The sequence below is a fragment of the Neochlamydia sp. EPS4 genome (assembly GCF_000813665.1).
GTDB lineage: Bacteria > Chlamydiota > Chlamydiia > Chlamydiales > Parachlamydiaceae > Neochlamydia.
Window position 1 is genome coordinate 1 of sequence record NZ_JSDQ01000051.1, and the last position, 24268, is coordinate 24268.

The 24268-nt window shown below is 39.1% G+C and carries 22 protein-coding genes; 14 read left to right on the plus strand and 8 right to left on the minus strand.

The window, feature by feature from the left end:
• The 6 genes from DB42_RS05260 to DB42_RS05285 all read right to left on the minus strand — a co-directional run.
• The coding region (locus DB42_RS05260; RefSeq protein WP_155117432.1) for an RHS repeat protein at positions 1-3099 on the minus strand (3099 nt) is incomplete at its 3' end.
• Between the two features lie 178 nt (positions 3100-3277).
• Complete coding sequence (locus DB42_RS05265) at positions 3278-3988, minus strand: NUDIX hydrolase (RefSeq protein WP_044882045.1); 711 nt, start codon at positions 3986-3988, stop codon at positions 3278-3280.
• Positions 3975-4649 carry an HAD family phosphatase gene (locus tag DB42_RS10430; RefSeq protein ID WP_052436008.1) on the minus strand — a complete coding sequence of 225 codons (675 nt, stop codon included), beginning with the start codon at positions 4647-4649 and terminating at the stop codon, positions 3975-3977. The genes DB42_RS05265 and DB42_RS10430 overlap by 14 nt, the downstream gene beginning before the upstream one ends.
• On the minus strand, positions 4646-6211 hold the full coding sequence (locus tag DB42_RS05275) for a GNAT family N-acetyltransferase (protein ID WP_080502744.1): 1566 nt from the start codon (positions 6209-6211) through the stop codon (positions 4646-4648). The genes DB42_RS10430 and DB42_RS05275 overlap by 4 nt, the downstream gene beginning before the upstream one ends.
• Positions 6212-6213: 2 nt before the next feature.
• Positions 6214-6954, minus strand: coding sequence for a glycosyltransferase family protein (locus DB42_RS05280; protein ID WP_044882046.1), 741 nt, complete (start codon positions 6952-6954; stop codon positions 6214-6216).
• 50 nt (positions 6955-7004) lie between these two features.
• Positions 7005-7241, minus strand: a complete 237-nt coding sequence (locus DB42_RS05285) for a hypothetical protein (RefSeq protein WP_044882047.1) — start codon at positions 7239-7241, stop codon at positions 7005-7007.
• 518 nt (positions 7242-7759) lie between these two features.
• Between DB42_RS05285 and DB42_RS11200 the strand changes: the two genes are divergently transcribed.
• The 10 genes from DB42_RS11200 to DB42_RS05320 all read left to right on the plus strand — a co-directional run bounded on the left by DB42_RS11200 (position 7760) and on the right by DB42_RS05320 (position 14135).
• Positions 7760-7915 carry a hypothetical protein gene (locus DB42_RS11200; RefSeq protein WP_155117433.1) on the plus strand — a complete coding sequence of 52 codons (156 nt, stop codon included), beginning with the start codon at positions 7760-7762 and terminating at the stop codon, positions 7913-7915.
• 33 nt (positions 7916-7948) lie between these two features.
• Complete coding sequence (locus DB42_RS11205) at positions 7949-8113, plus strand: hypothetical protein (protein WP_155117434.1); 165 nt, start codon at positions 7949-7951, stop codon at positions 8111-8113.
• Between the two features lie 6 nt (positions 8114-8119).
• Positions 8120-8830: a DNA repair protein RadC gene (gene radC / locus DB42_RS05290; protein WP_044882048.1), complete on the plus strand. Its 711-nt coding sequence runs from the start codon at positions 8120-8122 to the stop codon at positions 8828-8830.
• 124 nt (positions 8831-8954) lie between these two features.
• On the plus strand, positions 8955-10247 hold the full coding sequence (gene mtaB / locus DB42_RS05295; protein WP_044882059.1) for a tRNA (N(6)-L-threonylcarbamoyladenosine(37)-C(2))-methylthiotransferase MtaB: 1293 nt from the start codon (positions 8955-8957) through the stop codon (positions 10245-10247).
• 4 nt (positions 10248-10251) lie between these two features.
• Positions 10252-11265 carry a hypothetical protein gene (locus tag DB42_RS05300; RefSeq protein ID WP_044882049.1) on the plus strand — a complete coding sequence of 338 codons (1014 nt, stop codon included), beginning with the start codon at positions 10252-10254 and terminating at the stop codon, positions 11263-11265.
• 1038 nt (positions 11266-12303) lie between these two features.
• Complete coding sequence (locus DB42_RS05305) at positions 12304-12678, plus strand: F-box protein (protein WP_044882050.1); 375 nt, start codon at positions 12304-12306, stop codon at positions 12676-12678.
• The gene (locus DB42_RS05310) at positions 12638-13030 is read left to right on the plus strand and encodes an F-box protein (protein WP_162180758.1); all 393 of its coding nucleotides are present in this window, start codon (positions 12638-12640) and stop codon (positions 13028-13030) included. The genes DB42_RS05305 and DB42_RS05310 overlap by 41 nt, the downstream gene beginning before the upstream one ends.
• 16 nt (positions 13031-13046) lie before the next feature.
• Positions 13047-13379 (plus strand): F-box protein, encoded by a 333-nt coding sequence (locus DB42_RS05315; RefSeq protein ID WP_044882052.1) that lies wholly within the window; start codon positions 13047-13049, stop codon positions 13377-13379.
• Positions 13380-13453: 74 nt separating this feature from the next.
• The gene (locus tag DB42_RS11210) at positions 13454-13699 is read left to right on the plus strand and encodes an F-box-like domain-containing protein (protein WP_155117435.1); all 246 of its coding nucleotides are present in this window, start codon (positions 13454-13456) and stop codon (positions 13697-13699) included.
• A 13-nt stretch (positions 13700-13712) separates the two neighbouring features.
• A complete protein-coding gene (locus DB42_RS05320; protein ID WP_044882053.1) occupies positions 13713-14135 on the plus strand; it encodes an F-box protein in 423 nt (140 codons plus the stop codon).
• A 754-nt stretch (positions 14136-14889) separates the two neighbouring features.
• On the opposite strand, the gene DB42_RS05325 is transcribed toward DB42_RS05320, so the two are convergent.
• Positions 14890-16245, minus strand: a complete 1356-nt coding sequence (locus DB42_RS05325; RefSeq protein ID WP_044882054.1) for a hypothetical protein — start codon at positions 16243-16245, stop codon at positions 14890-14892.
• A gap of 1105 nt (positions 16246-17350) precedes the next feature.
• On the opposite strand from DB42_RS05325, the gene glgB reads away from it, so the two are divergent.
• Positions 17351-19477: a 1,4-alpha-glucan branching protein GlgB gene (gene glgB, locus DB42_RS05335; protein WP_044882060.1), complete on the plus strand. Its 2127-nt coding sequence runs from the start codon at positions 17351-17353 to the stop codon at positions 19475-19477.
• Between the two features lie 7 nt (positions 19478-19484).
• Positions 19485-21476, plus strand: a complete 1992-nt coding sequence (gene ligA, locus DB42_RS05340) for an NAD-dependent DNA ligase LigA (RefSeq protein ID WP_044882056.1) — start codon at positions 19485-19487, stop codon at positions 21474-21476.
• A gap of 215 nt (positions 21477-21691) precedes the next feature.
• On the opposite strand, the gene miaB is transcribed toward ligA, so the two are convergent.
• Complete coding sequence (miaB, locus tag DB42_RS05345) at positions 21692-23074, minus strand: tRNA (N6-isopentenyl adenosine(37)-C2)-methylthiotransferase MiaB (protein WP_080502748.1); 1383 nt, start codon at positions 23072-23074, stop codon at positions 21692-21694.
• Between the two features lie 223 nt (positions 23075-23297).
• Between miaB and rplM the strand changes: the two genes are divergently transcribed.
• Together rplM and rpsI are read left to right on the plus strand one after the other, a co-directional pair.
• Positions 23298-23744, plus strand: coding sequence for a 50S ribosomal protein L13 (rplM, locus tag DB42_RS05350; RefSeq protein ID WP_042238997.1), 447 nt, complete (start codon positions 23298-23300; stop codon positions 23742-23744).
• Between the two features lie 14 nt (positions 23745-23758).
• Positions 23759-24145 (plus strand): 30S ribosomal protein S9, encoded by a 387-nt coding sequence (gene rpsI, locus DB42_RS05355; protein ID WP_039385358.1) that lies wholly within the window; start codon positions 23759-23761, stop codon positions 24143-24145.
• Positions 24146-24268 lie beyond the last annotated feature (123 nt).

The following is a 24268-nucleotide window of genomic DNA, read 5'->3' on the forward strand; positions in this document are numbered from 1 at the left end:
CAGGATAACGCCCATAGGGTCGCGACGAATTGCAAAGCGAACATGCCCGCAGCTATCATGCTCCTGAAAAAAAGATTGGCCTATGGCATCGATGGTTTCTTTAGCATATACATATTGGCCCTCTTGATTAAGGTGAAGATAATAAAAGAGAGTGCGGGTTTTATGTCCTTGAGGATCAACAATACTTTCAACATCCCCATAGGCATTATAGTGGGTAAAGGTGATAACAGGCTTTGCTTGATGATAAGAAATTGTTTGGATAGGCTTTCCTTGCTCGTTGTAAAGATAGCCTATTTTAGTTAAAACCTGTCCTTCAGCATCCTCAGTCCGCTCTTCGATGAGGCGATCCTTAGCATCATACTCTTTAACGTTGGCAATATAGTCCTTTTCTTCGGAGCCGAAATATTCCAAAGTCTTAGCGAGTCGTTGGCAGGCATCATATTGATAAACAGCTTTTGCCTCATTTTTTACGATGCTGGCCAGACGACCAGCAGCATCGTATTGATAATAAGTAAATTGCCCTGCAGCATCCACTTCGGCTATCTTATGAAAATGATTGTAATGGGTAGTGGTTTCGCTAAGCTTTTCCCCTGTAGGAGCAAAAGTCATTTGTCGGCAAGCTCTTCCTAAATAATCATAATCTGTCTGGGTAACCACTCCATTTAAAGAAATGCTTTTAGCCAGATAACCTTCAAGGGTATATGCATTTTTTTCGGTAGATCCATCAGGATATTGGATGAGGGAGGGCTGGCCTCGGATATTGTAATTAAAGGTTGTTTTAAAACCTCGACGATCAGTTTTACAGATAGGGTTATCGGCAATATCATACTCAATACATTCAAAAGGCTGATAAGAATTACCGTCGGAATCCAATAGCTTTGGATAAATGGTTTTAATTAAACGTCCACAATGATCGTAAGTGTATTGAGTGGTCTCTCCCTGCCAATTGGTCATCGCTACTTTTTGGCTAAGGCCATTATAAGCATAATGTGTCACTAATGTCTGATCAGCATGAATATCTTTAGAACAAATGAGTCGATTAGAAAAGTCATATTCATGCACAGTATGATAATCTTTGCCAGGGTATTGCTCAAAAATAAGGTTGTCATTTTCATCGTATTGATAGAAAGAGGTATGCCCTAAAGCATTGGTCTCTTTAAGAATATTTCCATGGGCATCGTAATCCCAATGCAAGGTAAAGCGCGGCTGCCCGTTACTATCATAATGTGTTTGCTGGGTTATACGCCCTTGATGATCATGGAAATTTTGCGTTTTTTGCAGTAAAATCTCTTCTCTAAGAGCAAGGTCTAAATACTTTTCTTCGATCATTTCAGGTAAACCTACAGGAAATTGATCGCGATAGCTTGTATACACACTATGGCGCTCTGTAATACCCTCTACATCATCTTCTTCTAAGGCATGCCCATCGTCATAAACATAACGAGTGATTGAACCATTGCTGTTATAAGTATAAAATTCGCGATAGATAATTTTGTTATTCACGCGCATGAATTTTTTATGGAGTAAAGCAGATTTAGGGTAATAGACGTAAACGATCTCTTTACATCCATCTTGCTCACGTAATAAATGGTTGTATCCATCATCACTATACTCATAAGTGCGAATGTAGCTGTCATATTGTCCTGCTATAGGAATGCCCTCTTTATTTAGCACAGGGCCCTTTGCATTCCCTGTAAGATTTCCAAGCAGCCATTCATGTTTTATATTTCCATTTTTGTCATAATCGTAATAGCGGCTGCTTAGTAAGTTACCCTGGCCATCTTGTAGGGTTTTAGTTGTTAAACATCCCTCTAAAAGTGGTAAAGAGCTCCAAAAAAAACTTTGCGTGCGATAAAGATTAGCGCCTAACAGCTTATCGATGCCTGTTAAGCGTCTTTTTGAGTCATAATGATAGCGAGTTTCTTGGTTATGAAGATCGAGTACGCGGGTCGTCCCACCTGGATAGCTATAAATACGACTTTTACGGTTGATAAAGTTTACCTCATAGTAAAAGCGATGGGTAGGGTGCAGGGTTTGATCTGTTCCTACAGCAGCTTTTAAACAAGATACACGTTCATAAGGGGAAGTACATCCATCGTAAAAAGTTAAAGGTTTTTTAGTATAAGCGTAAGGGTTGGTCTCATCGTAATATTCAATTTGCTTGCAGCGACCATTGGGTAGGGCTTTTTGTTTCATGCGGTGGGTAGTATCATCGTAAGAATAGCAAATTTTGGGGGCGTGAGTAGAAATCACTTGATGAAGGTCATGTCTGGCCGGATAATTGCTAAAAAGATATTCGCAGCTTCCGCTTTTATCTTTATTAGCATAGGCTACCATGCAGGGATTAAGCTTAAAATTGTCATATTCAAAGTGAATCTTCCCTAAATCTTGGTTGAGGCTATTGGTATTACTTATCTCATCAATTTTCCACCCTAAAGGGGATTTTTGATAGGTATACTGCGTCTTAATTCCATAAGGTTTTTGTTCATAAGTAAGCCCATCTTGAGAGCGAATAGCCATCAGGGAAAGTCGCGTGCGATGATTGGAACCAAAATATTTAAGGCTTTTTGAACCATCTCTTAAGTACACGGCAAAAGTACCTGGTTTAGGAGATATAATTTGCATCTGAAGATTATGAGGATTGCTTTTCCCACTGATGAATCCTTTAGAGCAATTGGTCAACCCCTGACTGTAATTGGTTGCATTGATGAAAAGGGTGCGCCCAATTAGGGTATTGGTATATAAAGTCTTCATGCCTTTTTCTTCGTGAACAACTCTGTTTAAGCTGCCGCCAAGCATTTCTACATTTTCTGGCTCGTTAATACTCCAGCCGCTGGTATGGGTGTAAATACGCTCTATATAGAGAGGGTCAGGACCTGGACTCCATACATCAATGGCACAATCGATAAAAGTACCCGTGATGACGTTAACGCATCCGTCTACCATAGCTGAAGGCTCTCCACCTAAAGTGGCGATATTTTGCTCTCCTATAAGGGCTTCTTGAGGCGAATTAAAGTTTGCCAAGCCAACGGGTTCTTCAGTAGCTTGAAGAGGTGAACAAACACTGTATAAGAAAAGAATCAAAAGAAAATTTAGCATGCTATTTTCCCAAAAGATAAAAATTTTCTTATACAAAGGAAGTAGTTTGGTATCAATAAAATTTTAATTTACCTTCTAAAAAGGCTAAAAAGGTGAAAGCTGAATTTTTTATTGGCTTATGGAAAAGAAGAGAAGGAAAAAGCTAAAAAAGGTTTGTATAGATAACCAAAATTTAAGCCTATTTATTTAGAAAAAGCTGTAGCAGCTGCATAGATAAGGGATTAATGAGAGGACGATTTTGGTGAACAAAGGTGGATAAATGATCTTGTTTTATCCAAAATACTTCTGTATGTTCATCATCATGGCTAAGTTCTTTCTTAGGTACCGCAGGATCTAAAAGGATTTGTGCGCAGATTTCATAAGCATGAGAGTGAGTATCTACAATTAAATAAGAGGGAAGAATATGATGAATCATTGCTTCTTCAATTCCTGCTTCTTCCTTAAGTTCAGTTTTTAGTTGTTTAATAATATCGACATGCCCTTCGTTTAAGGCGGAGGGGTCTATCCCTCCAGCGGGCATTAGCTCAAGATAATTTGGATAATCGGTAACATGCTCTGCGCGCTTACCCATGAGAATTTCATTGCCTGCTAAAGTATAACCACACACACAAATGGGCTTAAGATGAAGTTCATGGATTAGAGTAGAATCGCGTACTTGAGCAAGATAAAGTTTATACTCTACAAAACGCCCGTAAAGATGTTTTCCGTCAAAATGATCTGCACAAAGGATTTTTCCATTAAAAAGTTTTCCTTGGGTACGGAGAAGCTCTTCTTTCCAAATTTCTTCAATAGAGAGGAGGGTAGCCTGGCTCACTCTTTTTGGAGGTTGGATACGGCTGATGTGAACTTTAAAAGAGGGGGAGAGTGGAAAGATATCAAAGTCTTGCATAAGCTTCCTCAAAACAAAGGGTAAGGTCTTTCCAGCTATTTGTAGTCATAGCACCCGAGGGAATGGAAATAAGATAAGGATTGCGTATCGCTATAGTGGGGATGTGAGCGTTTAAAGCGGCTAAAATGCCTGCCCTAGAATCTTCAATAGCTACCACTTGGTCCGCTAGAAGTGAACTCGTTTTTAAAGCGTGTAAATAGATTTCTGGATCTGGCTTAGTTTTTTTTACATTCTCTTTGGTAACGATGAAAGCAAAGTAGTCCTTTATTTCTAGTGCTTCTATACAGCTGGCAATTAATGGATAAGCCGATGAAGTTACTAAACCAATTTTAATCTTTTTATGCTGGCAAAAGTCCAAAAATTCTCTTGCTCCTGGAATAAGCTTGCCTTCGCGTTTATAAGTATCTGCCAAGCCCTGATGATAAAGAGAAATTAATACATGTTTTTTTTCCGGCAATCGATAGCGCTCGATTAAAATAGGCACAAACTCTTCAAGAGAAGGACCCATAAGAGTTTTAAACTCTTCAAGGGAGCCTTCCTGGCCAAATGTTTTTAAAAAGGAAAGATAGTGCTTAAAAAGGAAAGGAATAGTGTCGACTAACGTACCATCAAAATCAATCAACACTCCTTTCAAGTGTTGAAAATCCATAGATAATCTCATTCCCAATCTCCCCATTGAATACCGTCTCCTAAAGGAATAAAGCGAGCTGCTTTTTTACCTTCTATTTGCTGAAGATATTTAGGATGGATACCTAGGGTTTGCTTTCCAGGACGTAGAATATCTACATTGACTCCTTCTTGTAAAACTTGTCCTAAGGAGATGGGGCATAAAGCTTGTACTCCTCTACGAGCAAAATCACGCAATTCTTGTTCGGAGGGATGAATCGTTTTAACCCATGATCCTTGCATTTGCTCGGCCAGTCGTACAGCACGCACCATCTCTTTTAATTCTTGAGGATTTAAAGCAAAAGCATGGTCAGGGCCTGGTAAGCGTCGATCAAGGGTAAAGTGTTTTTCTATAGCTTTAGCCCCTAACGCTACTGCTTGAATAGGAGCTACCATAGCATCCCGGCTATGATCTGAAAGACCTACGGAACATTTAAAACGTTCTTTTAGCCAGAGGAGTGAGCGTAGGTTCATGCTATCTGCTTCAGCGGGATATTTAGCCGTGCATTGCAATAAGGTCAGTTCTTTTCCCCCATAGGCAAAAAAAGCTTCCACCGCCCAAGCTATTTCATTTTCAGTAGCAGCCCCCGTTGAAATAAATGTCGGTTTAGCACTTTGAGCGATCGACTCAAGCAAACGTATATGCCCAATTTCATAAGAAGCAATTTTATGCCTTCTAACATAGGGATCAATAGCAAGAAAATCTTTTATTGAAAAAGCTGTGGCCATAAATTCAATGCCACTTGCTTGGCAATATTCGGCTAGCTGAGGAATCATTTCATAAGGCATTGCCAAGTCAGCAAAAATTTCTTGCATCTCCTTCTTAATTCCTGTGGCAGCTAAATAATTACTTATACCGGCGTTAGCTACGTATATAGTCTCAGGGCGATAAATTTGAAATTTAACCGCATCAGCTCCTGCTTCGGCTGCGCTATCGATAAGCGTTTTAGCCATGTTCAAGTCTCTATCTAGAGTTCCCATGCGCCAGTTGGAACCAGCTTCGGCGATAATAAAAATAGACTTATTCTCCATGAAGGGAGTCAAGCGGGCCATATAACGGCAAATAGGTATATTTTCCTGAATATCTTCTGCATGGAAAACCGCCTGCCCAAGCAGTTCATAGCCAGCAGAAATAAAAGCTTTTTGAGAAGCTATATTCTCGATTTTAATTTTTGCAAAAATATCATCGAATCCTTGATGTTGCACCCATTTCTTAGTGGCAATCAAAGCAGCTGTGCCTATCCCTTTATTACGGAGCTCCGGCGCCACGTTTAATGAAACTTCTACACAACGGCGCTTATGGGCATGCTCAGGATGGGAAATGGGCTTGAATAAAAAGAAAGCAACGCGCTGGCCATCAAGCAGGATAAATAAAGGGGGCAGCGCTGGAGATAAAAAATAATCGTTAATAAATTCTTTATAAAAGCTATCCCATTTTTTAGCTTGCGAGTGGATAGACATACGCAAAGTCTCAGCATCATTACGCCATTGCAGGATCTGGAAAGCATCTTCTTTAGTAGGTTTTACAATTTCGAATCCTATTTTATCAGCTTCCATTCTCAGACCTTTTTTTGTTTTACATGCGCATTAATCTTTTTCCATTGCGGATGGATTTTGAAAGCGTCCAAAATATCCGCTAGAGTAAAGTTTCTATTAGTAGGGTATATAGTTTCAAAGATTTTGCTGACTAGCAAAAAATCTTCTGGAGTATCAACGGTTAATCGATAGTTGGCCGCGCCGCGCATGTGCACAAAATTGGCTAGATGGAAAAGATCAGGATGCTTATAAATGAAAGGAGTGACATGTTCAAGATCGAATTTACTGGTAGCTTTATGATAAGCGCTTTCTAATGTAGAGAAATTGAAAGCTTCTACGTCCATGCCTCTAGGAAAAGTGCGCAGCTGCGTGTTAGACACATAGTCAAGACTAGCGCTTTTTTTAAGAAGGAGATTAAGGGCTTGATCGACGATCGCAGGATCGATTAAAGGACAGTCGCCTGTCAGCCGTACAATAATATCCGCAGGATATTCACAGCAAGTTTTATAGTAACGATCAAGAACATTATGTTCATGACCTCTATAAATATTAACTTTTTCCTTTTCACAAAAAGAGGCAATTACATCATCTTGAGAATGAGTAGTTGTGGCAATGATGAGAGTGTGCATGGTTTGGATGCGCCGCACTCTTTCGATGAGATAACCTAAGAGAGGGCGCTGCATGATAGGTTGCAAGACCTTGCCAGGCAGGCGGGTAGATCCCATGCGCGCCTGGATGATAATGTTAATTTTTGGATTTTTCATGAGCTAAAGCTAAAGTACGTTAACATTCTAAATCAAGTGTTATTTGCTCTTTAAAGTTTTTTATCACGTAACATCATTCTTTTCCATCCTTCTGCTGTTAAAATCTTTTGTTTAGAGGCAGAGGGCAGCATTTGCTTAGCTTCTACCGCAGAAGATATACTTTTAGTTACAGGTGAAGATGAAACGTGACTTTCTTCTGGAGCAAGAGGAGATGGGAGCTCTGACTTAAGCAGGGAAGGGATGGAGAAAGAGTTAGCTTTATTATTGGCATGATTTTTAGTGGCCATATAAACCTCCTAGGGTTAATACTGGATCACAAAGCAATTTTGATGCCAAGCTAATCGAAAATAAGCGAAATAGTTAATATTTGTTCTTGATTTTTGTCTTAAAGCCATTATTGAATTTCTTTAATTTAAGCCAATTGCGTATATTTTAAAGGTATCAGCAAGGATATAAATATGGTTTCTCTTTCGTTTTTTACTCGTGCTGTTATTCATGGAACCCTTAATCACGAACGTTGGGCATGTTTAGATAAGTAGTAAAAACTCTTTAGGGAAACTAGATCTATGGAATGCCCTGAAATTGGCACCGGTAAAGGTTAATCATTTATGGATGAAAAAGTGCCAACTTTAAACTTTAAGGACGACGGTTTATTTTGCTTTAATATTTGATAATCCTTATACCCAAAATGAAGAAGTTTGGATTGGCAATCTAGGAGATTTGCGGGCTATATTAGGAATAGGCCTTTGAGTGCCAGCAGCTTACCACAGATGCTCGCTATAGAAATGAAAAGGAAGATCTTAATGTGGCTAATAAGCAGTTTTTAACATCCATTCACTTAAGAGAGGGATGGATAAATAAAGATGAGCAAAACATTCATCGTTTAGCAGGAATTGTGCAACCTTTACGCAGCATTGGCCATCAGGATATAAAAGGATTTTCTTCGCTTCCTGAAATTTAAAGGATAAATTTATCTCCATTTAAAGAGCCTGTTGTGTTAGTTCTAGCTACTGACGGGGCTACGGAGGTATTCGGTTCGCAAGAGATAATTCCTCTGCTTCAAAATGAAGAAGAGCCTGCAGATAAGCTTGTTAAGGAAGCTATAAAACGTAAAAGTGAAGATAATAATCCCGTGATCGTCATCAAGTTAAAAAACTAGTAATCGATGAATAAGCCGCTAGAAGGATATACTATTCAGCAGATGCCTATAGAAGAAAGGCCGCGAGAAAGGCTTCTTCAGCATGGCCCTGAAGCTATATCATCAGCAGAATTAATAGCAATTGTCTTAGGAAGCGGGACTAAAGGTTGCTCGGTTTTACGCATAGGACAAGAGCTACTGATGCGTTTTGGTACCTTGCAAAAGTTTGCTGAGGCCTCCATTGAAGAACTTCAGCAAGTCAAAGGCTTAGGACTTGCTAAAGCTATTCAATTAAAAGCCGCCTTAAATTTAGGTTTACGAGCCTCAAAACAGGCGATTGACCAAAGATTTAGAATTGTTACACCCTTGCACGCTTATAACTACATTAAAGATGAATTAGAATATGCCAAAGTTGAGCATATTGTGGTTATCTTACAGGATAGAAAAGGTTATGTGCTCTCTCATCATCTTGTAGCCTTAGGAACTCTCTCGCATGCCCCTATTCATCCTAGAGATGTTTTTCATCCTGTGATCCGTCATCAAGCTGCCAGCTTAATCTTAGTGCATAATCATCCTAGTGGCGATCCTACTCCCTCTCCAGAAGATCTTGAGGTAACTCAATCCCTCATCCAAGCTGCACGTCTGGTCGATATAGCTATCAATGATCATCTCATTATAGGGCGTGGCCGCTATATTTCTTTAAGGCAGAACCATAAAAACTTATGGGATACTCCTTGAAAAAGTAGAAAGGCAAGTCTACCTATTGAAGAATTCAATAGTCTCTTCCTTCTTTTTTAGGGGATCTAATTTTTCACTTCTATCTGCTTTATTTTATATCTATTTTTCGTTTATTATACTTTGCATGGTAGAAAAAAAATTCAAGATTGTCACGCTAGGGTGCAGAACTAATCAATATGAGTCTCAAGCTTATCATGATCAATTGCAGGCGATGGGATATTCAGAAGCCGCAAAGCATGAACAAGCAGAGATCTGCATTATCAATACCTGTACGGTCACTGAGTCCGCTGATTCTAGTAGCCGGCATGAAATTCGACAGGTGGCTAGAGATAACCCGGGCAGTAAGCTTATCATCACAGGGTGTTTTGCAGAAAGACAACCTGAGTTAGTAGGATCCCTGCAAGGAGTCACTCACGTGGTTCCCAATAAAGATAAAGAAAAGCTTTTAGAGTCTATTTTTCCTGCTGCAGAGTTGCCTGAATTTTCCATTAAACGCTTTGAAGCTCATACCCGTGCTTTTGTAAAAGTACAGGACGGCTGTAATTCTTTTTGTACCTATTGCATCATTCCTTATGTGCGTGGTCGCTCGCGTTCTCGATCTTTAGATGAGATAGTTAAAGAAGCGAAAGGATTAATTGCTAATGGATATAAAGAAATTGTTTTAACAGGAATTAATATTGGGGATTTTGATGGTGCCAAGCCAGAAAATGAAAAACCTGATCGCTTAGCTGATTTAGTGCGCGCAGTAGATAGGCTGCCAGGGCTTGAGCGTTTGAGAGTCTCTTCGATTGATCCTGATGAAGTCGATGATGATCTTGCGGATGCGATCTTGAATGGAATGCATACCTGTCATTCTATGCATATTGTTCTTCAAGCCGGTTCGAATGTGATTTTAAAACGTATGAACCGCAAATACACCCGACAAATTTTCCTTAATACGGTAGAAAGGTTAAAGAATGCAAGTGCTGACTTTACATTTACCACAGACGTGATTGTAGGCTTTCCAGGTGAAACAGAGAGTGATTTTGCTGAGACCTTAGAGGTCATGAAGCAAGTAAAATTTGCTAAAGTCCATATGTTTCCCTATAGCGAGAGAGCTCGTACAAGAGCTGCTCTTATGCCTAATAAAATTCCTCAAGAAATTATCAAAAAGAGAAAGCATGAAGTCTTGCGGGCTGCTGAGCAAATAAGCTTTGAGCTGCGAGAGCAATTTATCGGCCGTCGCATGAAAATTTTGACTGAAAATATCGATCCCTCGCGCCCTGAAGAAATTTGCGGCCACACGGAAAATTTTTTGATGGTTTGGGTGCCTCGATCAAACTACGCGCCAAACGAGATCCTAGAGGTAGACTTAATAGCTAATACTCCTGAGGGTCTGATCGGACATTTGAGCAGCAGACAGGCCAGTTGCGGATAATCCTATGCATATTACCATTGCCGAACGGCTTCGCCCTTTTTCGCATACAGCCGGAACCTATTGTGTGCTGCCAGGCTCACTGTTGCGTTTTCAAATATTTCCAGCCCTTTTACGTGTGCATGATCTCTCTCATGCTACTCCTAAATTAATCCAAGAAATTCCTGTGCCTGTGAAGGGACCTGTGAAAGAATTCACGGTACAGCTTGATCTGGAAAAGGGAGCTATTGATGTATGGGGCTTTGATCTACACGCTTATTTTCGTTATCGTATTCTTACAACCCAACAACCTAAACAATTTGCTCTTTACATTGATAAAGGATTGACAGCTTGGAAACCCGAGCAGTTGATTCTAAATCACGAGGTGGGCTCCTATTTTTCAGCAGAGCGTTTATCGCTAGGTAGCCATAAAAGCCAAGAGTGGGATAGGGTAGCGATAAGAGAAAATTTAACAGAAATTTTTCCCACCTGGCTACGTTTAGGGCAGCTTTTAACTTCCCCTTCAGAGGTTGCCTATGTAGGGACAGCAGCTCTTTTTAAAGATTGCCTTTCAGCTTCTAAAGAAAATGTTGGTGATGCTTTTATCAATTTATTCAAAGTAGCCTTTGAAGGTATTCTTTCTCCCCGCTTGAATGACGAGCAACATCAAGGATTTGCTTTAGATGCTGCCCCACCTACTTTATCGCCTCTTATTTTGTTGACCGAGGGGGCTCGCATCATTCGATCCTTGTTTATCGGCACCCAACTTAATGAAATTTTTGTTTTACCCTCTCTTCCTGCACAATTTCATTGTGGACGTTTCCTTCATATTCAGTGTGCTTCCTTGGGCTTACTAGATCTAGAGTGGACCAAGCACTTTATGCGACGTATGATTTTTCATGCTGCAAGCGATGCTCTAGTTCAGTTTCATTTTCCTAAAAATGTTAAGCGTTACCGCCTAAATGGACAATTTCACCCAGTGGACAAGCCTATCCAAATAAGTAAAGGAAAGGTTTATACCTTTGATAGCTTTCAGCATTGATAAATTATTTTTTATCTCCCTTCTAGTACTACTACGTTTCAACCCTTATGTTGTGTCTGAATTTTTGAATGTAATTCTTTAATAATTAATTACTTAGAAAACAACTGTCAAAGTCGGGATTACCATTTGCCCTTTTTGCCAAGCTATTCAAGACTCATCTAAAAGGCTATTTTTTGATTCCTCTTAAATTTAACGTAGTAGTACTAGTGCAACTAGCTTTTTAATTAAAAAAAATGCCAATAAATCTCTCTTGACTTTAGTGTGCCTGACATTTCTAAGGCTATTCACCTTGGCTAGTTAAAATTTTCTTCTGTAATTAAGTTCTTTTCTCTTTGAAAAATCCTTAAAAAAGCTGTTCATAAAAGCATAAAAGGTAAAAATAAGCTTGCCAGCCAATAAACCTCTCTCCATAGTATAAGAGAAGAACTTTAATACTGTTTAGCTCATCTATCCGTAATATTAGGGACAATTAGAACATTCTAATGTATCTTTAGGCGATCCATAACGCTTAAAAAGTTGGATATGACAATTGGCAAAAGCTTATTAGGGATTAAACATACCCTAAGAAAGAAGATAAATCAGCCAGTTTACTTGGACGATAGTAGGGGTAATCTTAAATGGCATATCTTGCAGATTGCAAGAGCTTAAGTACTGGGTAGCAGTAAAAAGTGGAGAGGATTTTGCCTTACTTCAAAGCAGATTAATATTTTCGCGCTTACTTAAAGGATCCTGTGATTGCTAAGGCCAATAGCGTTGCAGCAGAAGGTTTAAGAAACGTAGTATGGCATATAAGAGAGAAGTGTTATATTGCTGCATTAGAACTCTTCCTCGCCAAGGAAAATCTATTGCAGGGTTTTTGACAGTTACTTTACATGTATCATACTAGATAGCCCATAACTTTTATTATCGGCAGAAACATTTATATCCTGTTCCGGGACCCTTCACTAAATTAATGCATTTATATGATTATTAAACAAATAAAGCTTGCTTTAAAAAATAAAAATTATAAATAATAATTGGTTTAATTAAGGAAATGAGATGGTAAATACATTAGCAAATAATGATAACAATAAAAATGCGGTTTCTTCTTTTCCCCCTCAGCTTGCTGTTAGCTCTATAGAGCAGCTTCCCGATGAGTTGCTATTACATATTTTTTCTTTTTTGCAAGCTTCCGATCTCCTTGAAGCTGAACTGACATGCCATCAATGGAAAAATTTGGCAAAGGAGGAGGCTTTATGGAAAAGTCTTTATGTACGGTATTTTAAAGTTATTGAGCCGGTGGGTGAAACTTACAAAGAAAGCTATTTTCGTCTGTCTAAAGCTGACCATCATTGGAGAAAAATAGATGAATTGTTTGAGAGCTTTAAGGTGTGTGAATTTGGGCAATGGGATTGTAAATACGCTTGTAAATAATGATAACAATAAAAAGGCGGTTTCTTCTTCTCCCCCTCAGCTTGCTGCTAGCTCTATAGAACAGCTTCCGGATGAGTTGCTATTACATACTTTTTCTTTTTTGCAAGCTTTCGACCTCTTTGAAGTTGGACTGACATGCTATCAATGGAAAAATTTGGCCGAGGAGGAGACCTTATGGAAAAGTCTTTATGTACGGTATTTTAAAGTTATTGAGCCTGTGGGTGAAACTTACAAAAAAAGCTATTTTCGTCTATCTGAAGCTGACCATGATTGGAGAAAAATAGATGAATTGTTTAAGGGCTTTAAAGCGTATGAATTAGGGGAATGGGATTGTAAATACGCTTGTAAATAATGATAACCATAAAAATGTGGCTCCTTCTTCCCTCACTCAGCTTGCTGTTAGCTCTATAGAACAGCTTCCCGATGAGTTGCTATTACATATTTTTTCTTTTTTGCAAGCTTCCGATCTCCTTGAAGTTGGACTGACATGCCATCAATGGAAAAATTTGGCAGAGGAGGAGACTTTATGGAAAAGTCTTTATGTACGGTATTTTAAAGTTATTGAGCCTGTGGTTGAAACTTACAAAGAAAGCTATTTTCGTCTATCTGAAGCTGACCATCAATGGAGAAAAATGGATGAATTGTTTGAGAGCTTTAAAGTGTATGAAGTAGGGGAATGGGATGGTAATTACACTTGTTAATAATGAGAACCATAAAAATGTGGCTTCTTCTTTTCTCACTCAGCTTACTGTTTGCTCTATAGAACAGCTTCCCGATGAGTTGCTATTACATATTTTTTCTTTTTTTGCAAGCTTCCGATCTCCTTGAAGTTGAACTGACATGCCATCAATGGAAAAATTTGGCAGAGGAGGAGACTTTATGGAAAAGTTTTTATGTACGGTATTTTAAAGTTATTGAGCCGGTGGGTGAAACTTACAAAGAAAGCTATTTTCGTCTATCTGAAGCTAACCATCACTGGAGAAAAATAGATGAATTGTTTGAGAGCTTTAAAATCTGTTAATTAAGGAAATGAGATGGTAAATACATTAGGAAATAATGATAACAATAAAAATGCGGTTTCTTCTTCTCCCACTCAGCTTGCTGTTAGCTCTATAGAGCAGCTTCCGGATGAGTTGCTATTACATATTTTTTCTTTTTTGCAAGCTTCTGACCTCCTTGAAGTTGAACTGACATGCCATCAATGGAAAAATTTGGCCGAGGAAGAGACTTTATGGAAAAGCCTTTATGTACGGTATTTTAAAGTCATTGAGCCTGTGGAGGAAACTTACAAAGAAAGCTATTTTAGTCTATCTGAAGCTGACCATGATTGGAGAAAAATAGATGAATTGTTGAGCTCCTTGGAACATGGTGATCTTAGACCCGATGAGGCTTTAAGATTTTTTGGTTGGGCAAATGAAATAGGTGGAGAAGCTGCCCTTCCAGACGATAACGCGTAAAAAAAGCCCTATAAAAAAGAGTAGATAAGCTCATTGAAAAGGATGTATTGATTTTTGCTTTTCAAAAGCCTGCTCCTGAGCAATTAAGAGTATCTAAAGAGCTTAAGAAACAAGGTTGCTTTATTTCTCCAGGGGTGTGCGTGCGGCTGGTAAGTCTGCCAAAAAAATGTGTTAATAAATGAGGAGGAAAGTAAGCTTTTTATCTTACCTTCAAAAGCAAATCAAGCTGCAAGCGAAGTTTGGCAACAGCTAATAATTTATACGCATAGAGGCAGAGACTATGCCAATCTCTTCAGGAATTTAATTAGCACTTTGAAACTGCTAAACGTAAAAACGTTGGCGACTTAGGCAAAAAAAGTTTATGTCCCAACACCTCATTGGCAAAATGCTGGAGCAAATGCTCCGAAAGGAAGTGGATGAGCACCTTAGCTACTAGAAGCATTCATCTAAAAGGCCATCTTTTTAGGTAATAGAGCCACAATGGACATACCAAGGAAACAGTTAAAAGCAATTGCGGCGCCGATTGGTCTAGAAATGCCAAGGGCTCGTAAAGCAGCCTTTAAACTTGTGGATATAAAAAAACAAACAAAGATATAAAAAGTTCATCCTTAATCTTCTCTCCTCCTTTCCACATGTTTTGTACCTCTTAGGCGTCCTTTTTCAAAGATTTTAGACTGCTAAAATCTAAACGAGTAAAATAAAATTGTTATTAGAAAGGTTTACTTTAGTTTCTCCTTTCCCCATCTTGAAGAGCTTAACTACTTTTCAATTCAATCAATTTTTCTACAGTAATTGTTAGGAGCTCAGCCAATATGACATCATCTTCCGTTGCTATAGAATGTTTCTTCATTATCTCCCCCCATATTGCCTTAAAACTTCCTTTAAACTGTAAAGCAAGAAATTCTCTATTATTTACCGTTTTTAATTTTTCAATATTAAATTTTAAGGCTTGGCGGATTGCATCTTGGCTGCTTATTGCTAGAGCTTTAGCTTTGCTAGCCTGCAATTTTCCTTTCCAAGACATGTCTCCATCTACCTGAGATAGTGAAGGGCTAGATGTAGCAGAAACACTGCTGGGTTGAGGTTTGGGTTTATCCTTCTCTTGCTCCTTTAGCTTGCCTTTCTCGGGCACTATAGGTTCATCTAGCCATTCTGGAGGAATAGATTGAGGCTTAATAAGATCGTCTGTTTCCGCACTAGTATCAAATGGAGAGGGGGCCTTAAGGATTATGTAGGAAGCCTCTTGCTGGGATAAACTTTCCTCCACAACTTGAATACCTTCTTTGATAAAAAGCCTTTCTCTTTCGGAAAAAGTATCAGGGCCGAAAAGATGACTTTTTCCTGCAATAACTATGACTTTGTCAGCAGAACTTAGACTTGTCTGAATATTTTCCACCATTTTCATGTTGCGTTGAGGAGTCGCTTGTATCACTATCTCTTTTACCATTTTATGAAAGATTCTTAAATAAAGGTTTAAAGATGTCAAAAAGTCTAGAGTTTCTTCTTTTTGATTAGCCTGAGATTGAAGATCCATTAAATGAGGCTTTAAGTCATCTAAGTACCCTTCTATACTTGGACGTAATGATGGAGGGCTCTCTTTTTCCATCCATCCTGATATCTGGGCAAATGTTAAATGGTGAAAGATCTTCTTTATTTTTTTTCTGCTTTCTGTAGAAGGGCCGGATAAATAGTTCATAAAGGCTTGGCAAACCCTTACATGAAAACGACTAACAACCTTATTGAAGAAAGAGTCTAGTACTTCTTTGGACAGATCTGTATCCCATGATGAAATTTGGATATGGTCTCGGTAGGCACTAGGTAATGAGGCAATATATTCTGCTCTTTTTTCTACATCACCTTCCACTAAAAGCTTAATTTTCCCCTCTTTTTTACTCAAGTATTGAGAAGCTAAAGCATTTACGAGCTTACCAATCTCTTCCGCTGCTTCTCCATGAGTTTCGCCAATCATGATAACTTTAGCTTGTATTACCTGTTCGGATAGAGAAGTAGAAGGCAAGCTTTCTCCTGTAGGATCATTCATCACAGGAGTGAAAGCCCTCAATTGGCTTGTTAAATCTTGTTTAGCTTTTGAAGCATGATCTGGTTGCATAATCTTACTCTCCCTAAATTATTAGCTGTTCTTAAACTCATTGTTTTCTTGCAATTCCTATGCCAATATGGAAAAAAGCGTGTTATTGGTTGCCGATAACAGAAAGATAAAAGCAATGGTGTTAGGGTGATTAGAGGGGAAGAGTAGCCTCAGTATCGTTAGCTAATCTTTTCGTTTTAATTTAGGAGGCTTGCATTTTCGAAAAAGCTATAAGATTTACGTATCGCTCTTTCCTAGACTGATCTTAGGCTTTCGTGGACACAGGCAATCAATAAAATAGGAAAGGCAAGATCAAATCTTGCAAATCTTAAAAAAAAAGCAACTCTGCCACTATCAACGAAAAGGGGAGCAAAAGTTCGTATCATTGAAGAGTAAACTTGGCCTATTACTTGGCGTCTAACCATCAATGGGTTAAAAAAAATTAGAGGTTTAACACAAAGTTTAGCAGAAGAGCTAGACATTAAATTGCAGGGTAATCGATGAGATAAGCTTGCTTTCTGGATATGCCTAACATTTATCTAAGTATTTAATATAGAGCAGATTGCGTTAGGTGATTTTAGGAAGGAATGGAGGTAGAGAGAGTAGCTAACTTATTAATCTATCCGAGCTTGAAGGAGAAGACGTTGAAATTTATTCTAAAGCAAAATCAGAAGGGTAAAATAGTTTCTTATTGGGCGATTTAAACCATTTAGGAAAAGCCTGTCAATGCCATTATTAAAGGCTAAGACAAAGAAGGATAGATGGGCAATTACCAAGGTAGCATGTAGGTAGGCTAATGTTTAAAGTTGCTCATTGGATTAATCGCAACCTTCTTTGAACAAACGATAAATTTTTTTGCAAAAAGCTTTTTAAAAAAGTTCATGGCTTAAAGATTGATTTTGAAAAAGAGCTTTTAAAGGTGAATGGGCAGGCGTGATACTGCAAAGGAATAAAGAGAGAAAAATGAAAGGGTAATATAAATGGCAGTATAAAAAGTTTAAGTAGGAAATTTATTCTGTTTTCTCGTTTGCAAACGAAATAAGAAATTTATATGATGCAATTTTTTATTTGAGCATCTCGCATGACAATAGCAGCACATAAACAGATCCATTTTTTAAAGGCTTTTATGCATTTTGACGAATATAATCCTCATCATTTTTTAGGCTTGCATAAAAATAAACGAGGGCAAAAAGTTGTACGTCTATGGCGGCCGGGCGCAAGCGAAGCTTATTTACAACTATTTAATAAAATTGTTAAAGCTAAATGTGTCCATCCAGCTGGGCTCTTTGAATATCGAGTTCCTGCCAATACTTCTTTTAAAGATTATAAAGTTTACCATCATAATGGCCTATTAGACTATGACCCTTATTCCTTTTTCCCCTCGCTTGGAGATTTAGATCTCTATCTTTTTAGTAGGGGCGTGCATTATCAGCTTTACAATGTAATGGGAGGGAGGCTTATTAACCATCAGGGGATGGAAGGTGTTCGTTTTTGCGTGTGGGCCCCCAATGCCAAAAGTGTAGCGGTGGTAGGCGATTTTAACCATTGGGATGGCCGCTGCAACCTTATGCGTTCTTTAGGTAGCTCGGGTATATGGGAATTATTTGTGCCCGGATTAAAAGAAGGTTTAAAGTACAAGTTTGAAATCCGCTCTCAAGGAGAGGATTTACATCTCAAAGCGGATCCTATGGCTCTATGCGGTGAAATGCGGCCTGCTAACGCTTCTATTATAGCCAATGTCGATGAATTCATATGGGAGGATGCTAAATGGATGGAAAAACGTCAAGCAGAGGCCGCTCAGCCTAAACCTATTCATATCTATGAAGTTCATCTGGGCTCCTGGAAGAAAAAAGAGGGGTGGCGTTTTATGAATTATCGGGAGATAGCCCCAGAGCTTGCATCCTATTGCCAGGAGATAGGCTATACGCACGTGGAGCTTCTTCCTATCCAAGAGCATCCATTAGATGAATCGTGGGGATATCAAGTATCCGGATATTATGCAGTCACTAGTCGCTTTGGAAGCCCTGAAGATTTCCAATGGTTTGTCAACCATATGCACGAAAATAATATTGGCGTTATCTTAGATTGGGTACCCGGGCATTTTCCCATAGATAATTTTTCTTTAGGACGGTTTGATGGTACAGCTCTTTACGAGCATGAAGATTACAAACAAGGCTATCATCCCCATTGGAATACTTATATCTTTAACTTTGGACGCAAGGAAGTTGTAAACTTTCTGATTGCTAACGCTCTTTTCTGGTTTGATAAGATGCACGTCGATGGCTTAAGAGTAGACGCCGTAGCTTCTATGCTCTACCTTGACTATGGTCGTGAAGAGGGGCAGTGGATTGCCAATCAGTTTGGCGGAAATGAAAATTTAGAAGCGATTGAATTTATGAAACATCTTAATTCCATCGTCCATAAGAACCATCCAGGTGTGCTAATGATTGCTGAGGAGTCTACCTCCTTTCCAAAAGTTACTCATCCTGTGGAAGATGGAGGCTTAGGCTTCGATATGAAATGGAATATGGGATGGATGAATGATACCTTAGATTATATTGCTAAAGATTCTATTTATCGTCGCCATCATCATCATAATCTTACTTTTGGATTGCTCTATGCTTTCAGCGAGAAATTTATTTTAGTTTTATCGCACGATGAGGTGGTCCATGGAAAGAGAAGCCTGCTAAGTAAGATGCCAGGAGACATGTGGCAGCAGTTTGCTAATTTACGCTTATTACTGAGTTACATGATGTGCCAGCCAGGCAAAAAGTTGCTTTTCATGGGAGGTGAGATTGGCCAGTGGAATGAATGGTCTAGTACAGGGCAAATTGAATGGCCCTTGCTGCAATTTCCTCTTCATCAAGGCTTAAAAGAGATGAGCAGAGATCTCAATCACTTTTACTTACAAAATCGCAGTCTATGGGAAAAAGATAATGATCCGGCAGGATTTGAATGGGTAGATTTTGAAGATCGCCACAATAGTGTGATTTGCTATCTTCGTAAAAGCTTGCATGATATTCTGCTTTGCGTACATAATTTCACACCTAATTATTACTCTGACTACAGAGTAAATTTAAAAAATTTAGCTTCGGTGGAAGAAGTTTTTAATACGGATGATGTAAAGTATGGCGGCTCTGGAAAACTTAATTCCTATCCTGAGGTCCTGACAGATTCTCAAGGAAAAGCCTCTGCCTTAAAAATCCATCTTGCTCCTTTATCCACCATGATCTTAAGAGTTAATTTTTGGTAGTTTTTACATGAATAAGCACGAATACGAAGAGCTGTGCAAAGAGATTTGGCAGCATAATAGACATTATTATATTGAGCATAATCCAGTCATTTCCGATGAAGAATTTGACTTATTGTTAAAGGAATTGGAAGAAGCTGAGCGCCTTCATCCTGAATGGGTGACTTCTAGTTCTCCTACACAGCGTGTGGGAGAAATGCTTAGCGGCGGATTCGAGACAGCTACTCATGAAATTCCTATGCTTTCTTTAGCTAATACCTATAGCAAAGATGAAATCGTGGATTTTATTAAACGCATTCAAAAGCTGTTAGGCGAGCAGGATTCAGCTTTTTGCACTGAGCTAAAAATGGATGGCATTGCTGTATCGGTGCGTTATGAAAAAGGTGTCTTTGTGCGTGGTTTAACGCGGGGAGATGGGCGTAAAGGAGAGGTGATTACCAATAATATTAGAACGATTGCTCGTTTGCCTTTGCGTTTGTATGGGGAGAACATCCCCGAGGTATTGGAAGTGCGAGGTGAAGTATTTATGCCTCATCAAGCTTTTAGGCGTTTAAATGAGGAACGTGTAAAAGCGGGAGAGCCTATATGGGCTAATCCACGTAATGCAGCTGCCGGTTCCTTAAAATTGTTGGATCCACGTGAGTCTTCTAGAAGAAAATTGGACATTGTATTTTATGGCATTGCTAACGCTCATCTTCATGGCTTAACCAGCCAATATGAGCTCCATCATTATATAAAAGGATTGGGCCTGCCTGCCTTATACGCCTATGCTAAATGCCATAATATTGAAGAGATCTGGGATTATACAGAAAAGGTCCAGCTTTTGCGTAAACAGCTTCCCTTTGATATTGATGGGGTGGTCATTAAATTAGATGCTCTTCGCGAATGGGACTTTTTAGGAAGTACTGACAAAAATCCTCGCTGGGCCATTGCCTATAAATTTGCAGCCGAGCAAGTAGCTACACGTATCCATGCTATTACTGTACAAGTCGGCCGCACAGGAGTTTTAACGCCTGTAGCTGAGCTAGAGCCTGTTTTTTTAGCTGGGAGTAGGATTGCCCGCGCTACGCTGCATAATCAAGAAGAAGTCAAACGTAAAGACATTCGTGTTGGAGATCTTGCTATTATTGAAAAGGGAGGCGATGTTATCCCTAAAGTAGTAAAGATTGATTTATCCAAGCGTGTAGAAGGGGCCTTTCCCTGGGCAATGCCCTCTTTTTGTCCTAGTTGTGGAAGTAAAGTTGTTTATGTAGATGGAGAGGTAGCTGTACGATGCCCTAACACCTCTCAATGTGCGGAACAACAATTAAAAAAGCTCATTTACTTTGCCGGCAAGGAAGCCCTAGATATTGAAAATCTGGGAGAAAAGGTGGTTGAGCAGCTGTTTAATAAAGGATTTGTCCGTAATCCTTCCGACATTTTTTGCTTAACCGCCGAGCAGCTTTCTCAGCTGGATAATTTTAAATCCAAATCTATCTACAATCTTTTGACCAGTATTGAAAAAGCGCGTAAGGTAAGCTTAGCGCGCTTCATCATGGCCTTAGGTATCAAATATGTAGGGAGTGGCACTGCTGAAGCTTTAGCTATTAGAGCAGGAGATATCTATCATCTTATGCATATGTCTGTTGAGGATCTATTAAAAATAGAAGGAGTGGGAGAAAAAGTTGCTGCTGCTGTTGTTGAGTATTTTAATGATCCTAAAAATCGCTTAGAAATAGAGAAGCTTTTAGCTAATGGCCTAGAGCTGCAACCGATGCAAGCCGCTGCTTTCAAGGGGCATGCATTTAATGGTAAAACATTTGTCTTAACAGGCACCTTAGAAAAATATTCACGTCATGAAGCTGCCTACATTATTAAAGAAAGGGGTGGAAAAGTGACGGATAGTGTAAGTAAAAAAACTAATTATGTCTTAGCGGGAGAGAGTGCCGGTTCTAAGCTAGAAAAGGCTCAAAAGCTTAACATCACTATCCTTAATGAAGATCAATTTGAGAACCTTTTATGACACGGCTTTTACCTCTAAAATTAAAATGCTAGGTTTAAAAAAGAGGTTAACTTTTTATCCGCAGCCTCTACTTTAGAGGTGTAGCCTTATTAATTTGCCTGGTTACAGCAAGAGTTGCTTAAAAACTATGTCAAAGAAATTGTTTCTAAACATAGAGAGATTACTAGACAAACCCTCTAATCCTTTAAATCTAGCAGAAGAGGGAAGTGTTAAAATTAGATTATTCGCAACTTGTTAATTTCAGTAGCCTTAGAAAAATTAGTAAGATTTTCTTCTGGGCTAGCTGTCAATGTACCCATTAAAGTTTGATGATTAAATCCGTGAATGTGCACTTTTTGTAGGCTGCCAATCAGAGCGTCGTTACCAGCAAAAACCACGTTTTTCCAACAACGTGTACGCCCCTTCAGTAAGGCCTTATCTTTAGAACTATGCTTTTCCACCAATACCTCGACTTCTGTATTTAGCAGGAGTTGTCTTTGCTTAGCTGCTATCTCATCATGCAAGCTGAGAAGTTGTTGCAAGCGTTCTTGCTTGACTTCTTCGCTAATATCATCTTTCCATCGCATTGCCGGCGTTCCTTTTCGTGGGCTATAGGAAAAAAGAAAAGCCACCGAAAACTCAATTTGCTTCATTAAATTATAAGTTTGCTGAAAATCTTCTGCTGTTTCGGTAGGAAAGCCTACAATAATATCTGTGCCTAAAGTTACATTGGGCACAATTTCTCGCAGCATGTGAACTTTCTCAAGATATTGCTCAATCGTATAAATCCGATGCATTTTTTTTAGGATGCGGTTAGAACCTGCTTGCATAGGGAAATGCACAAACTCGCAAAGTGTTTTCAAATCACGGATGGCTTCCATTAACTCTTTAGTGATATCCACAGGATGGCTTGTCATGAAACGTACACGCTGCAGACCTGGGATTTTATCTATTTGATAAAGTAAATCGTGAAAGCGACACTGCCATTCTGGCTGGTCTTTTCCATAGCTATTAACATTTTGACCTAAAAGGATAAGTTCTTTATATCCTTTACTCACTAATTGGCGGCATTCCTCTAAAATGTTTTCCGGTGAGCGTGAAACTTCAGGGCCGCGGGTATAAGGGACCACACAATAGGTACAAAATTTATCACAACCGCGGATAATGGAAATATAAGCTTTAACTTTATCGTCTCGTTTGGCGCTTAGATAATCTAGTTCAAATTGAAATTGCTCGTCCGTGCGCACAATTTGCTTATCGCTAGCTAAGACTTCATCGAGCACATGATTGAGTTCATGGATGTTATTCGTACCGAGCACAAAGTCGATATGCGGAAGTTTTTGAAAAAGAGACTCTTTTTTAGCGTTGGCCATGCAGCCGGTGACACCAATGATAGGGTTGTTCTGCAGGGAATGCCCTAACTTTCCTAGCTTCCCCATGACTTTCCTTTCTGCTAAATCTCTAATCGAACAGGTATTAAAGAGTAATAGATCTGCCTGATTTTCATCTTCCGTGCGCATAAGGCCACGCCCTTCAAGGAGGCCTACCATAATTTCTGAGTCAAGTTCATTCATTTGACATCCATAGGTTCTCACGAAAAAGCTTTGAAGTTTACGCATAATAAATCCACTTACCTGTTTTTAAGAAAAGAAGGAGTTATTGTAGGGCAAACGAAATCTTTTTTCAAGTTTTCATCCTGCTGAAGTGAGGATACGGCTTAAAAACTAAAGAAATTTTATGGGATAAACTTACAAAGATGAATAAAAACATTGGCAAAAATGGCAGATAATGGGTAAGATGTATCTTCATTCTGAATAAACATAGAATTTTTAGGTTCTAAACATGACTCAATATACAAATAAGACAATCATGCATCGTAAAGAAGATAGCCGACCCACATGGTTTATTCTAGATGCTACAGGTAAAACTCTAGGACGCTTTGCTGCCGAGATTGCTAAAATACTTAGAGGTAAGCATAAGCCCTCCTTTACTACTTATTCTGATGCAGGGGACGGTGTTATCGTTCTGAATGCTGATAAAATTCGGGTGACTGGTAACAAAGAAGCTCAAAAAGAATATATTTCCTATACAGGATATATGAGTGGCCTTCGTCGAACACCCTATCGTGTCATGAAAGCTCGTAAGCCTGAATATATCATTGAGCATGCTGTGAAAGGCATGATGCCGCATTCCCGTCTAGCTAACGCGCAGCTTAAGCGTTTACGCGTCTATGCGACCGGAAAAGAACATAATCTAGAAGCTCAAAAACCAATCAAAGCAAACATTTAAGATAAGTAGACACTATGGAAGAATTTGTAGCAACCGGTCGTCGTAAAACAGCCGTATCTTCAGTCAGGATTAGGCCAGGTTCCGGCAATATCGACATTAATGGCCGTACTTTTGAGGAATATTTTCCTTTAGAAATCCAACGACGCACGATTTTGGCGCCCTTTGAAAAGCTGAATGGTAATGGTCGCCATGACATGATTATTCGTGTAAAAGGAGGAGGCGTGGAAGGTCAAGTGATTGCTTCTCGTCTAGGCGTTGCTCGTGCTCTATTGCTCATTGAAGAGGGCTTACATCAAGATTTTAAATCCCAAGGATTTTTAACACGAGATGCACGTAAGAAAGAACGTAAAAAATACGGCCATGCAAAAGCCCGTAAGAGATTCCAGTTCTCTAAACGTTAATCTTATCCTTTTACAGATTTTACTATTTCCCAAAGGAGCCTACCGGCTCCTTTTTTATTTTTTTAGTCTAGCTTGTTCTGCTGAAAGTCAGTTTTTACCTTCTTCTATGCCTATCTCCATATT

Bases quoted from the DNA above. Each gene is read 5' to 3' on its own strand.
- DB42_RS05265 (WP_044882045.1), bottom strand. From the start codon at position 3,988: ATGCAAGACTTTGATATCTTTCCACTCTCCCCCTCTTTTAAAGTTCAC.
- DB42_RS10430 (WP_052436008.1), bottom strand. From the start codon at position 4,649: ATGAGATTATCTATGGATTTTCAACACTTGAAAGGAGTGTTGATTGAT.
- DB42_RS05275 (WP_080502744.1), bottom strand. From the start codon at position 6,211: ATGGAAGCTGATAAAATAGGATTCGAAATTGTAAAACCTACTAAAGAA.
- DB42_RS05280 (WP_044882046.1), bottom strand. From the start codon at position 6,954: ATGAAAAATCCAAAAATTAACATTATCATCCAGGCGCGCATGGGATCT.
- DB42_RS05285 (WP_044882047.1), bottom strand. From the start codon at position 7,241: ATGGCCACTAAAAATCATGCCAATAATAAAGCTAACTCTTTCTCCATC.
- radC (WP_044882048.1), top strand. From the start codon at position 8,120: ATGAATAAGCCGCTAGAAGGATATACTATTCAGCAGATGCCTATAGAA.
- mtaB (WP_044882059.1), top strand. From the start codon at position 8,955: ATGGTAGAAAAAAAATTCAAGATTGTCACGCTAGGGTGCAGAACTAAT.
- DB42_RS05300 (WP_044882049.1), top strand. From the start codon at position 10,252: ATGCATATTACCATTGCCGAACGGCTTCGCCCTTTTTCGCATACAGCC.
- DB42_RS05305 (WP_044882050.1), top strand. From the start codon at position 12,304: ATGGTAAATACATTAGCAAATAATGATAACAATAAAAATGCGGTTTCT.
- DB42_RS11210 (WP_155117435.1), top strand. From the start codon at position 13,454: ATGAGTTGCTATTACATATTTTTTCTTTTTTTGCAAGCTTCCGATCTC.
- DB42_RS05320 (WP_044882053.1), top strand. From the start codon at position 13,713: ATGGTAAATACATTAGGAAATAATGATAACAATAAAAATGCGGTTTCT.
- DB42_RS05325 (WP_044882054.1), bottom strand. From the start codon at position 16,245: ATGCAACCAGATCATGCTTCAAAAGCTAAACAAGATTTAACAAGCCAA.
- glgB (WP_044882060.1), top strand. From the start codon at position 17,351: ATGCATTTTGACGAATATAATCCTCATCATTTTTTAGGCTTGCATAAA.
- ligA (WP_044882056.1), top strand. From the start codon at position 19,485: ATGAATAAGCACGAATACGAAGAGCTGTGCAAAGAGATTTGGCAGCAT.
- miaB (WP_080502748.1), bottom strand. From the start codon at position 23,074: ATGCGTAAACTTCAAAGCTTTTTCGTGAGAACCTATGGATGTCAAATG.
- rplM (WP_042238997.1), top strand. From the start codon at position 23,298: ATGACTCAATATACAAATAAGACAATCATGCATCGTAAAGAAGATAGC.
- rpsI (WP_039385358.1), top strand. From the start codon at position 23,759: ATGGAAGAATTTGTAGCAACCGGTCGTCGTAAAACAGCCGTATCTTCA.